Consider the following 12,283-nt stretch of genomic DNA (forward strand, 5'->3'; position numbering starts at 1 on the left):
CGGTCGGGCCGGGGCACGCGAACGTGAGTGCCGCCGGGCGTGCCGTCGGCCGTCCCGCCGAGCGGGGGCCGGTGGGGGTGCTCAGCCCGTTGCGGCGTCCGTTTCGTCTGTTGCGGTGCCGAGGTGGGCGGCCAGGGCCGCTCGTGATCGGAGGCCGAGTTTGCGCAGGGCCGAGGCCAGGTGCTTCTCCACGGTTTTCGGGGACACGAACAGGCGGCCTGCGATGTCGCGGTTGGTCAGGCCGGTCGCCGCGAGTTCCGCCGCCTCTCGTTCGCGGGGCGAGAGCGCGCCGCCGTAGCCACGCGGACCGCGGCGGGTCGGCGGGCGGGCGGCGGTGTCGATCCCCCATCGCCGGGCCGTCCGCGAAGCCCGCTCCAGGTCCCAGCGAGCGCCCAGCCGCTCGAACGCGGTGACGGCGGCCGTCAGCGCGGCGGCGGCCGCCGCGGCGTCGGTCTCGCGCAGCGCCCCGGCCGCGTGCTCGCGCGCCCGGGCCGCCTCGTACGGCGCCCGCAGCCCGTCGTAGGCGTCGGCGGCGGCGAGGCTCTCCGCCGCCGCCCGTGCCCCCGCGCCGTCGGCGGCGGCCAGCAGGCCGCGCGCGTACCGGAGCGCGCAGGCGGCCAGCGGGGCGTCCAGGCCGTCCGACCGGGCGGCGTACCGGCTCACCAGCGCGCGGGCATCGTCCCGGCGGTCGACCGCGATCATGGCCTCGGTCAGCGCCGGGACGGCCCGCAACCCGACCGGCCACATGCCGCGCGACTCCCACAGCGCGACGTGCCCGGCGGTGGCGGCGATCGCGTCGCCGGCCTCACCGCGCGCGATCGCCGAACGCAGCCACGCGTCCACGATGATCGGCAGCAGCGTCGCGTCCCCCGGCTTGGCCGCCTCGCCGAGCGCGCGCAGCCGGTCGGTGAGCCCGGACGGCTGCCCGACCGCGAGGTCCAGGCAGGCCGCCGCCACCTCGGCGAACATCCACTCGATCCGGTCGCTGAGCCCTTCGAGCACCTCCGGGACGGCGTCGGCCTGCCCGTCCCACTCGCCGCGCAGGTAGGAGAGCAGCAGCAGCGCCGAGCGGCTGCGGTAGGCGATCCCTCCGGTGGGGTCGACCTCGGTGCTGATGTCCAACGCGGTCCGCAGCGACTCGCGCGCGAACTCGTGATGGCCCGCGTACCCGGCGCTGAGCCCGAGCGAGTAGAACCCGTTCGCCCGCCGCGAGTCGAGCTCGGCCGGGCCGGAGCGCATCCGGGCGGCGAGGTCGGTCCAGCGCGGATCCCCGGTGATCAACCTGGCCATCGCCAGCTTGCCCAGGACGAACTGCTGCTGGGCGGAGTCCTCGATGTCCGGCACGATCGCGATGGCCCGGTCGATCCAGCGCGCGCGTTCGGCCACGTCCAGGCCGGTCGGCTCGGTGGGCATGCCGAGTGCGAGCATCGCCCACGCGGCGAGACCCGAGCGGCGGTCCAGGTCCTCGACCGATTCCAGGACGGTCGCCCACTTCTCGTCCGGGTCGAGGCCCACCGCGTCCAGATGCAGGCCGTACCGGAAACGCAGTTCGGCCCACAGCCGCCGCGGCAGGCCCGGGCTGAGCGCGCGCGTGAAGACCTCGCGCAGATCGGGCACGTGCAGGATCTCGAACGACGCCCGCGCCAGCAGGACGGCGAGTTCCGCCCGGCGGACCGGGGTGAGGTCGGCGTCGCGCAGCACGCCCTCCAGCAGCCGGACGGCCTCCGCGTCGTCCCGCAGCTCGATCGCCTGCATGGCGGCCCGCACCGCGACCTCGACCCACTCCCGTTCACGGCCGGACTTGCGCAGATGGTGCGCCAGCACGCCGAGCGGCACCCGGTCCAGGTTCCGGACCGCGTCGGCGGCACGGCCGTGCAGGGCACGGCGGCGCGTGGCCGGAATGCCCTCGTACACCGCCTGCGCCGCCAGCACGTGCCGGAACCCGAAGTGCGCGCCGCGTTCGGCGATCAGGCCCGATTCGACCGCCTCGTCCAGACCGTCGGCCGTGCCGCCCCGGGAGGCCGCCAGCAGAACCGCCTGCGGGACGTCGGTCATCAGGGCCGCCGCGGCCTCCGCCACCGCCCGCGCGCCTTCCGAGAGGCGCGCCACCCGCTCCAGCACCGAGTCGCGCACCCGCACCGGCACGTCCAGCTCCGCGACGATCCTGCGCGCCCACCGGCCCCGCCGCCACGCCAGCGTGCCGCGTTCGCGCAGCAGTGCCAGCAGTTCCTGGACGGCGAGCGGCACACCCGAGCCGCGCTCGCACAGGAAGACCGCCAGTTCCTCGGTGATCCGCTCGGCGCCCAGGATCGCCTGCGCCAGCTCGCGCGTGCGCTCCACGTCCAGCGGGTCCAGCTCCAGCAGGACGCGCGTCACCTGCGGCGCGGGTCGTGCCGTCACCAGCCGCAGGTCGGGCCCCGCGTTCTCCGCCCGGTAGGTCACCACCACCGAGAGCGCGGGCGGCGGGCCCGCCAGCAGGTAGTCCATGAACTCGAGCGTCTGCTCGTCCGCCCAGTGCGCGTCCTCCACCACCAGCACCGCCCGGCCGAGCGCCGCGAACACCTCGGCCAGCCCGCGGAAGATCCGGTGCCGTTCGGCGGCCCGGTCGCCGAGCGGTTGCGGCGCGGGCGGCAGCACGTCCTCCAGCTCCGGCAGCAGTGGCCGCAGGGCGCCCGCGACACGCGACAGCTCCGCCCCGGCCAGCGCCGGACCCGCGTCGCGCAGGACCTCGACGATCGGGCCCAGCGGGAACGGCTCGCGGATCGAGCGGCACGTGCCGGTCAGCACCCGTACGCCGCGCAGCTCCGGGCGGGCGGCCATCTCCGCCACCAGCCGCGTCTTGCCGATGCCGGCCTCGCCCGTTATCACCACCGCCGCGGGGGCCCGGTGGACCGCGGCCAGCAGCCGCGCCATCTCGGCGTCCCGTCCCACCAGCAAGGGCGACACGATCCGCCCCACGGTCGACCGACCGTCCACACTCATAGGCCGCGCATCCGCTCTCCGACGCGTATCTCATGGCTTGGACTGCACCAACGGCCCCGTTGCCTCATTAAACCCCCACAAGATTGTTTACGCCATGCCGAATCGATCTTCGAATTCTCGTGCCGGCGGGGCCGCCAGATGCTCGGCGATGACCAGGAAGGCGATCGGGAACGGCGGCGCCGCAGGATCTCCACTCGGCGTGCCGTCGACGGAGTCGGCGCTGGTCCGAGTGATGTCGAGCCCCCGGGCGAGGTCGCGGGCCGTGAGCATCGTTGCGGCCTCCAACCGCGCCAGGGTGGCGGCCAGGGGTTTGCGGGGTGGGCGGCCGGCAGCGCCGCACAACCCCACCAGCCGCTCGGTGCCCGCGACCTGCTCGGTGAGGCGGGATCGGGAACGCCGACGTGCAGCGCCAGCAGCCGCCCCAGCATCTCGCGTGCCTCGGCTGGGCGCAGCACGTCCAGATCCAGCAGCCGACCGCCCAGCCCGGGCAGCGCGTGCTGGGACGTCACCACCACCGGAAGCAGCTCGGTGACGCCGCTGTCGGTGACGAGTTCGGGGTTCAAGTTCCTGACGGCGCGACCCGGGACGCGAAAAGGGCGGCATCCCGAGTGGGATGCCGCCCTTTTCGTTCATTCGTTACCCGAGGGGCTTGGGGGTGCCCTTCTTGCCGGCGCCGTGGCCCCAGGACAGGACCTGGTACTTGACGCCCTTGAGGTGGCCGACCGAGGTGCCGGTGTCGTACTTGCTGCTCGGCTTGTGGCCGTCGACCAGGTGACGGAAGGTGTAGGTGTCCAGGTCGAGCATGACACCGCGGTGCGAGGGCTCGCCGGGGCCGCGGTCGCCGACAAAGCCGGTGACGCTGCGGCCGTTGTAGGTGACCTTGACCTTGGTGTTCATGGGCCAGCTGGGGCTGGCGAACAGGCCCTTTTGCATCGGCTTGCCGCTGGCGGGGGCGCCGGTGTCACCGTTCACACCCGAGCCGTCGTCCCAGAAGTAGGACGCGGTGGTGCTGCCCGACAGCACGCCGCGGGTCTTGGTCGCGGCCTTGCCGGCGGTGTGGCCGGTGGTGTGGCCGGTGGTGTGGTGCCCGGTCGCCTGCTGGGAGGTGGTGTGGTGCGCCATCGGCTGGTCCGCCGGGGCGCCGTGGGCGCTCTCGACCGCCACGCCCGCGACCAGCAGGCCCGCCAGGGCGGTACCGGTCAGGGCGGACAGGGCGGTGTCGATGGCTCGCTGCTGCATGTGCATCCTTCGCTCGGTGGTCCAGGCACCGGGGGGTCACGCCGCTCAGGGCATGAGGAGTCACACCGTTCGGGCGTGACGGGGTCCGGTGCGCGGCACGCGGTCGTGATCGCGCGGGGGGAGGAAGGGGGGAAGCACCACTGGACGGTGCGGGAAGAAAGGGGGAGGGCGGGGGGCCGTGGTGCGGCCCCGCCGGGGTTACCGGTATTCGGGGTAGCCGTAGCCGGCGACGGTGGAGGTGTCGCGGACCTTTTCCTTGACGGCGTTGCCGGTGTTGCCCTCGATGGTGTTGATGGTGCCGTCGTGGTTGTCCTTCACCACGATGCCGACGTGGTCGATGCCCTTGATGCCGCCGCCGTTCCAGGCGAAGAACACCACGGCGCCGGGCTTGGCGGTCTGCCCGAAGCGGCCGGTCTTTTTGAACCACTGGGCGTGGCTGACGGTGTAGGCGTCAGCGCCCATGCCCTTGGCGCCGGTGTTCTGGCCCAGCCAGGACACGAACATGTCGCACCAGGACTGGCCCTTGTAGACCGAGGCGCTCTTGGCACCGATCCGGTGGGCGTTGAGCTGACCCAGCGAGGAATCGACGTACCAGTCGTTGAACTTGCTGTTACCCGAGGCGTCCTCGTGCGTCCCGACCTGGGTACGCGCCAGCTTGATCACGTCCTGCGCCGAAGCACCGGCCTTACCGCTGCTGGCACCGGCCGCAGCGCCCTCGGCGCCCTTGGTGTCGGCCTTGGAGACGGCGGCGACGTGCACGGTGTTCGCGGGCTGCGCGGGCTTGGTGTCGGCGTGCGCCGCCGGGGTGAGGGAGGCGATGCCGAACGCGCCGGCCACAGACAGCACGGCGCCGGCGGCGACACGGGTGCCGATGCGCTTGGTCAGATCGAAGGTGGGAGCGGTCATGAGAAGGGTTCTCCTGAGGTTCTTCCAGTCCGCCTACCGGGTTAGCTGTCGGGTTCGGGCGTGGAAGTGGCCCTACCGTCACCCCGCGCATGCGGGGGTGCGGATTCACCCCGGTGTTTCGGTGGGTCCCCGGCTCCGCGTGGCCTTTGAAGATCGGCGCTGTGTGCGGACTCGGCGGCGGACGTGCCTTGATCGGCCGTCCTGATGATCAGGGACTCGATGCGCCCTTCGTCAGATCGAAGCGGGCGCCCCGGACGGGCTTCCCCGTCGGTCACACATCCACAACAGGTTCAACCCACCCCATATTTCGTCAAGCCCACCCCAAACCACAGGCCCACCAGCAAAGACAACCCAAAACCCCCACCACGCGGGGGCTCACGGCCAGTCCGCCGGCACCAAAAAAAGTTCGGATGATCTCGCGCCTGGAGGGATGCGGGGCCTCCGGCGGGTCAATCCGGGGGGCCGTATCGCCCGGTACGCCGGTCGTCGTGGTGGTAGGTGGACCACTGCGGGCCCGCGGCTTTACCTGCGGTTGCCCACGCAAACAGGTAACCCTCGCGGGTGGAGACAACAAGATCGGTTTTACCATCGCCGTCCAGATCCCCCGCGGACGGGGACCAGATCGTCCAGCCGCCGGTGAACAGCGGGAACCCGGCGGCCTGCCCGGACCCTCCGAAGGCGTGCAAAGTGGATGTGTCGCCGCCGCCGACGACCTCGGCGCGGCCGTCGCCGGTGACGTCCACGATGATCGGCGAGCCGAGGAAGGCCAGGCCCGTGCGGCGCTGCGGGAAGCCTGGCACGGGCAGGGCCGTGGCGGCGTCGTAGCCGCGCTGGTAGTTGCCGATCGGCTGCCCGCTGCCGGGGAACAGCAGCGCGGCGACCAGGGACGCGGCCCCCGATCCGCCCTCGGTGTAGCCCAGCCGGTTCAGCGGCCCGAACCGGCCGAAGGCCCCGGAGGTGGTGAAGGAGAGCGGGACGTCGGCGGGCAGATGGCCGCCGAGCACGGCGGACGGGTCCAGGGCGGGGTTGGCGAGCGGGCCGAAGTCGCGCAGGATCTTGCCGGTGCCGGAGATCAGGTAGGTGGGGCCGAACGACGGACCCGTGGCCACTTCGTCCTTGCCGTCGCCGTCCACGTCGGCCGTCACGGGCTGGTTGACGCCCTCGGTGATGAACTCCTGGGCGCTCCCGTAGAAGGTCATGACCGATGACAGCCGGACGGGCCAGCCCGGCACGGGCGTCCCGTCCGCGTGGAAGGCGAAGGCGTAGTTGGCGCCGTAGAACTGCTCTCCGCCGCCCTTGCTGTCCGACAGCTGGGAGCGGAGGACGATCTCGGGCTTCCCGTCGCCGTCGAGGTCGGCGACGGCGGGGGTGCCGGGCAGCTTGTGGTCGTCGATCCGGATGTACCCGGCGGGCGGTCCGTTGCCCGCGCGCACTTCGATCGGCCAGCCGGGCAGGTCGGAGCCGTCCGGGCGCCAGGCGTGGACGCGCCCGTCCCAGCCCGTCTGGACGACGTCGAGGCGCCCGTCGCCGTCGAGGTCCACCAGGACCGGCGAGGCGGTCGCGCCCCGCACGGGCAGCCTGGTGTACTCCAGGGCGGGACGCGGGACGGGTGGCGGCACCACCCCGGCGTCGAGGGTCTTCGGCCAGCCGGGCAGGAGCCGCCCGGAGGCGTCGAAGGCATAGGTGCGGCCTGTGGTGCTGGTCACGACCACCTCCCGGCGGCCGTCGTGGAACAGGTCCCCGATCGCGACCGGTGCCACGACCGGCTCATGACCGGGGTCGATGCCGGGGTAGGTGCGCTGCGGGACGGTCGGCAGCGTCGTGGCGGGCCAGCCGGGCAGCTCCTTGCCGGACGCGCCGTCGAGGGCGTGCACGCGGCCGTCGCCGTCGGCGTAGACGATCGCCTTCCGGCCCTGGAGCTCGGTGATCGCGGGCTGGCTTTCGTTGCCGACGCCGAGCTTCTTGGGGAATCCGGCGCGCAGGGCGGCATCGTGGTGGACGGCGATCGCGCGCCGCTCCTCCGCCATCCGGCCGGAGGCGTCCCATACGCGCAGCCGCAGCGTGACCGTGTACTGCTCGCTGGCCGACAGCGCCTTGTCGTCCGACAGTTTGTACGGCTTGTTCCACACCGATTCCGGGACCCGCGACAGGTCGAGCGTGCCGATCCGCCCGTCGTGGGGTGAGGTGCCCGAACCGGAACCGGCCTCCGTGAAGGCGCCGTCGGACGGCTCGATGCCCGGCGCCCACTCCAGCTCGTACCGGTAGCCGGACGACCGTGGCGCGGCGACATACCCGGTGACATCGACGGATTTCGTGGTCGTCGGATCGTAAAGCGCGTACCAGTCGGGGCCGGTGATCGAGCCGACGGGCGGGATGGCGCCGTCCTTCACCGCCTGCATGGCCTTGGCGACGTTGGGCCGTCCGTACCCGTACTGCCGGTCCCATCCGGGTTTGCCGGGCCAGGGCAGGGACGGGTCGTCGATGTCGGAGGCGGTCGCGCGCAGCACCTGGACGGCCTCCTCGTTCGTGAGCGGCCGGCCCGCCTGGATCCCGTAGGACAGCAGCAGCCCGAACACCCCGCCGGTCGTCGGCGTCGACTCCGACGTCGAACCGCCCTGGGTGGCCACGGAGAACATCGCCTTGGCGCCGAACGACGTCTGGCCCGAGCGCGTCCGGTAGGTGGTCGTCAGCGTGTTGGCCAGCGGGTCCGGCACCCCTTTGCTGTTCGGGACGAGGCCGTTGCCCGGGACGACGTGCGGCCAGAACATGCCGCCCTGGTGATCGGTGGAGTCGAAGTCGTTGCTGGCCTCGACCATGACGACGCCGTCCCGCCACAGCTTCTCGACGGTCTGCCGCATGTAGGCGGAGTAGCCGAGGTCGGCGGTGGTGCTGACGATCACCTTCGCGCCCATGTGCGCGGCGTACAGCCACGCCTGCGCCAGGTCGTCCGTCCGGTCGAGGGCCTCCTGGCCCGCGCGGACGGGCAGGATCCGGCAGCGGGGGCACACCCCGGCGCCCTGCACGCCGTTGTCGGTCTGCGCGGCCAGCGTCTTCATCTGGCCGTTGGCGTGCCCGTACGTGGAGTCGTAGGTGGCGGGGTCGTTCTGGTGCTCGTAGAAGTCCCAGCCGGAGACGTCGTCGGTGAAGCCGTTGCCGTCGTCGTCCTTGCCGTTGGAGAAGGCGACGATCAGGTCCTCGGGGTCGACGCGCCCGTTGCCGTTGGTGTCCTTGACGCGCGGGTCCTGGGCGTAGTCGGCGGCGGTGACCGCTCCGTCGCCGTCCTTGTCGTAGGCGGAGGAACCGTCCGGCTTGGGCAGCTCGCCGGTGTTCAGGAACACCTTGTCGGCCAGTTCGGCGGCGTCGCCGTTGTGCCAGTTGACGCCGCCCTCGACATAGGCGATGACGACGTCCGGCGATCCGGTGGTGTACTCGCGCCACGCCTTGTCGACCGACATCCCGGACGCGTTCTCGGGGTCCTTGGCGTTCGGCGCGCACTTCGGCAGGAACGAGTACAGGGCGTGCTGCTCGCCGTTGACGCCGTTCCCGCATCCCTGCACCTCGGCGCGGGCGTAGTCGGGATCATTCGGCGGCGACGCGGGGAACCCGCCCTCGGCGAACGCGGCGGGCCCCCAGGCGAGCAGTCCCGCCACCAGCATCCCGATCACCGGCCGCACGCGCATACCAGGCTCCCGACGTCACCACGGGCACGGAACCTGAATGTCCCTCGCATTCTCTTCGCGGCCTAGTCACCGCATTGACAATGTCACCTCCCGGTCACCGCACATGGGCGCACGTCCGCTCAGGCGTCGCGCGTGCGCAGCAGGACGGTGGCGGCGAGGAGGGCGGCGGCGGCCCAGCCGGCCAGCACCGCGAGGCCCTTCCAGGGGGAGATGGGCAGGTCGGCGAGGTCGGTGGTGGCCTGGACGGCCAGCCCGGCGGGCATCGGGGCGATCTTCTCCAGGCGGCGCTGCCAGACCGGATCGCCGATCACGTGGATGACGATCGGGAAGAGGTACAGCAGGCCGAGGACGGCGCCGATGGCGGCGGCGGAGTCCCGGACGGCGGTCGCGACCCCCAGGGCGAGCAGCGCGACCAGCACCAGGTAGAGGACGGACCCCACGGCGGCGCGCAGCGTCGGGCCGTCGGCGAGCGAGATCGGCGGGTGGCCGCTCGCGGCGGTGAACCCGTTCCCGGGCAGGACGAGCCGTCCGGCCAGCAGGGACGCCGGGACCGCGGCGGCCCCGGCGAGCAGCACGGTGCCGGCGAGGACCGCGCCCTTGGCGGCGAGGACGGTGCCGCGGCGCGGCACCGCGGTGAATGTGGTCCGGATCATCCCGGTTCCGTACTCGTTGCCGATGGCCAGGACGGCCAGGATCGCGACGGCGGCCTGGCCGAGCACCACCCCGGTCAGGCTGAGCCGCGTGGCGTCCGAGGCGCAGTCGGGCGGAGCGCAGCGGGCGGAGCCGTCCGCTCCGGCGCCGAGCGCGACCGTCAGCGCGACCGCGGCGAGCAGCAGCCAGACCGGGCCGGCCTCGGTGCGGAACTTCGTCCACTCCGCGTGCAGGGCCCGCTGGAAGGGCAGGGCCCGCTGGAAGGGCAGGGCCCGCTGGAAGGGCAGGGGCTGCGTCATGCGTCCCTCCGGCGGAGCAGATGGGCGGCGGCGCCGAGCGCGACGGCGGTGAAGGCGCACAGGACGGCGAAGCCCGCCCACGGCGGCAGCGGGAAGTAGCCCGAGGACGGCGAGTAGACGGTGTCGACCTGCGGGTACCGGATGACGGTCTGCTGGATCGCGAAGCCGGCGGCCGGGGTGGCCCGCAGCAGCCAGCCGGACGGCCCGTCCGGCAGCAGCGCGCCGCTGGCCAGCACGTAGGGCAGGACCAGCACCGCGACGATGATCGTGACGGCCGCCGCGCCGCGCCGGATCAGGGTGGCGAGCGCGAGGGCGAGGACGGACGCGACGGCGAACAGCAGCGCGGTGCCGGCCACGACGCGCACCTCGGTCCACCCGGAGACCGGCAGGATGAAGAAGCCGTGGCCGCGCGCCCGCGCGGTGGCGAGCGGGATGGCGACGGCGGCGGCGACCAGCCCGGTCACGAACGCGACCGAGCCGATGACCAGGGCCTTCGCGGCCAGCACGCGGCCGCGGCGCGGGCTCGCGGCGAAGGTGAGGCCGATCAGGCCGCGGCGGTACTCGGCGGAGACGAACAGCGCCCCGACGACGGCCATCACGAGGATGCCGGCGAACGCGCCGACGAGCAGGTTCTCGATGGTGTAGCCGGTGCCGAGGGCGGGGCCGCCGACGACCGGGGCGATGTCGCCGGCGCCCGTGACGGTGAGGCCCGCACCGGTCCGGGTGAATCCGCCGTGCAGCGTGTCGGTGTAGCTGCCGGACGTTCCGGCGCGTCCCACCTGCTCGCCCTTCCAGGCACCGGGCGTCCAGTGGCCGCCCAGCGCGACCTGCCCGAACGTCGCGGTGGCGACGGCGGGGTCGAAGGACGCGCCGTGCGCGTCCGCGGTGATCGACATGGGGGACGCGACGAACGCGCCGGCCTGGACCGTGGACGCGAGGCCGGGCAGCCGGGCGGACCCGACCCGCGTCCAGCGCGCGCCGTCGGCGGAGCCGTAGCCGGTGATCGTGTCGCCGGAGCGGACGAGCCGCAGCCACCGGGCGGACGCGACCGCGCGGGGGGCGGCGGTGTCGTGCACGTAGTCGTGCTGCATCCGCACGCCGTGGTGGCCGGTGACCATGATCGCCGTGTAGGCGGAGCCGGGGCGCAGCCCGTCCTTGACGATGATCCCGGCCTTCGCCCACGGCTCGACGCCGGGCCGCTCGTCCGGGCCCATGCCGACGATGCCGGTCAGCGCGGTCACCGGGACCGTGATCGAGCCGTCGCCCTGGAGCGGCTGGTGCACGAAGTAGAAGGAGTCGTTCACCGCCAGCCCGCCCGGCCCCTTCGGGATCGCGTCCGGCGGATGGTTCAGCGTGGGGCCGGCCGTGCCGAAGAGCCCGATCAGCACGGTGACGACGGCGGCGGCGACGGTCCCGATGACCCAGCCCCGGACGGTCCGGAACTTGGTCCATTCGGCGCGCAGCAGCCGCGCGAAGCCGGCGCGGGAGCGCCGTTCGTCCGCCCGCGGCGGGAGGACGGCGGTCATGACGCCGCCTGCGCGGCACCGAACTCGACCTCGTCGCGGGTCAGCTCCATGTACGCCTCCTCGAGCGTCGCGCGGTGCGCGGCGACCTCGGAGAACGGCACGGCGGCGCGGCCGAGCAGCCCGATGATCTCCTCGGCCGGCAGCCCGGACACGGTGAGGGTCTCCGCGCCGTCGACCGACACGGTGGCGCCCGCCGTCGCCAGCACCGTCATCGCGCGGGTGCGGTCGGACGTGCGGAGCGCGACCCGTCCCCGCGACGCCGCCGCGAGCAGCTCGCTGACGCCCGCGTCCGCCACGACCCGGCCGCGGCCGGCGACGATCAGGTGGTCGGCGGTGTCCTGCAGCTCGCTCATCAGGTGGCTGGACACCAGGATCGCCCGGCCCTCGGCGGCCAGCGACACCAGGAACCCGCGCATCCACCGGATCCCGTCCGGGTCGAGGCCGTTGAACGGCTCGTCCAGCATGAGGACGGGCGGGTCGGCCAGCAGCGCCGCCGCGATCCCGAGCCGCTGCCGCATGCCGAGCGAGAAGCCGCCCGCGCGGCGCCGCGCCGCCCCCTCCAGCCCGACGCGGTCGAGCACGGCGCCGACGCGTCCGGCGCCGAGGCCCTGCGAGTGCGCCAGCCACAGCAGGTGGTTGCGCGCGGTGCGGCTCGGCTGCAGCGCCGCGGCGTCGAGGAGCGCGCCGATGTGGCGGAGCGGGTCGCGCAGGCTCCGGTACGGCCGGCCGCCGACCAGCGCGCGGCCCGCGTCGGCCGCGTCCAGCCCGAGGATCACCCGCATCGTGGTGGACTTGCCCGCCCCGTTCGGGCCGACGAACCCGGTGACCTCCCCGGGACGGACGGCGAACGACATGCCGTCCAGCGCGAGGGTGCGGCCGAAGCGCTTGCGCAGGCCGTCGACTTCGATGGTCGCTTCCATGCTCGAAGACTAGGAACCGGGCGCCCCTCCGGTCGTCACGGCGCCGAGCGATCCCCGTCCCCCGCGCCAGGGACGGCCCC

Annotated in this window: 8 protein-coding genes and 1 riboswitch; all 8 genes read right to left on the reverse strand. The window is 73.5% G+C overall.

The genetic code is table 11. The annotated features are described in order from the left end of the window. Nucleotides 1-81 precede the first annotated feature (81 nt). The 8 genes from ACA514_RS21775 to ACA514_RS21810 all read right to left on the reverse strand — a co-directional run bounded on the left by ACA514_RS21775 (nt 82) and on the right by ACA514_RS21810 (nt 12,203). Nucleotides 82-2,931 carry an AAA family ATPase gene (locus ACA514_RS21775; RefSeq protein ID WP_375043123.1) on the reverse strand — a complete coding sequence of 950 codons (2,850 nt, stop codon included), beginning with the start codon at nt 2,929-2,931 and terminating at the stop codon, nt 82-84. 138 nt (nt 2,932-3,069) lie between these two features. Beyond that, complete coding sequence (locus ACA514_RS21780) at nt 3,070-3,267, reverse strand: hypothetical protein (RefSeq protein ID WP_375043036.1); 198 nt, start codon at nt 3,265-3,267, stop codon at nt 3,070-3,072. A gap of 351 nt (nt 3,268-3,618) precedes the next feature. Then, nucleotides 3,619-4,221 (reverse strand): hypothetical protein, encoded by a 603-nt coding sequence (locus tag ACA514_RS21785; protein WP_375043037.1) that lies wholly within the window; start codon nt 4,219-4,221, stop codon nt 3,619-3,621. Nucleotides 4,222-4,419: 198 nt separating this feature from the next. Beyond that, the gene (locus ACA514_RS21790; RefSeq protein ID WP_375043038.1) at nt 4,420-5,127 is read right to left on the reverse strand and encodes a CHAP domain-containing protein; all 708 of its coding nucleotides are present in this window, start codon (nt 5,125-5,127) and stop codon (nt 4,420-4,422) included. Between the two features lie 16 nt (nt 5,128-5,143). Beyond that, a riboswitch (cyclic di-AMP (ydaO/yuaA leader) is annotated at nt 5,144-5,296 on the reverse strand. Nucleotides 5,297-5,576: 280 nt separating this feature from the next. Continuing rightward, nucleotides 5,577-8,807 carry an FG-GAP-like repeat-containing protein gene (locus tag ACA514_RS21795; RefSeq protein WP_375043039.1) on the reverse strand — a complete coding sequence of 1,077 codons (3,231 nt, stop codon included), beginning with the start codon at nt 8,805-8,807 and terminating at the stop codon, nt 5,577-5,579. A gap of 119 nt (nt 8,808-8,926) precedes the next feature. Then, on the reverse strand, nt 8,927-9,757 hold the full coding sequence (locus ACA514_RS21800) for an ABC transporter permease (RefSeq protein ID WP_375043040.1): 831 nt from the start codon (nt 9,755-9,757) through the stop codon (nt 8,927-8,929). Continuing rightward, nucleotides 9,754-11,283 (reverse strand): hypothetical protein, encoded by a 1,530-nt coding sequence (locus ACA514_RS21805; RefSeq protein ID WP_375043041.1) that lies wholly within the window; start codon nt 11,281-11,283, stop codon nt 9,754-9,756. Before ACA514_RS21805 ends, ACA514_RS21800 begins: the two co-directional genes overlap by 4 nt. Further along, nucleotides 11,280-12,203 (reverse strand): ABC transporter ATP-binding protein, encoded by a 924-nt coding sequence (locus ACA514_RS21810; RefSeq protein ID WP_375043042.1) that lies wholly within the window; start codon nt 12,201-12,203, stop codon nt 11,280-11,282. Before ACA514_RS21810 ends, ACA514_RS21805 begins: the two co-directional genes overlap by 4 nt. Nucleotides 12,204-12,283: the final 80 nt, after the last annotated feature.

Origin of the sequence: Actinomadura sp. NTSP31, from assembly GCF_041951385.1 — a bacterium.
In the GTDB taxonomy this organism is placed as follows: Bacteria; Actinomycetota; Actinomycetes; order Streptosporangiales; family Streptosporangiaceae; genus Spirillospora; species Spirillospora napierensis.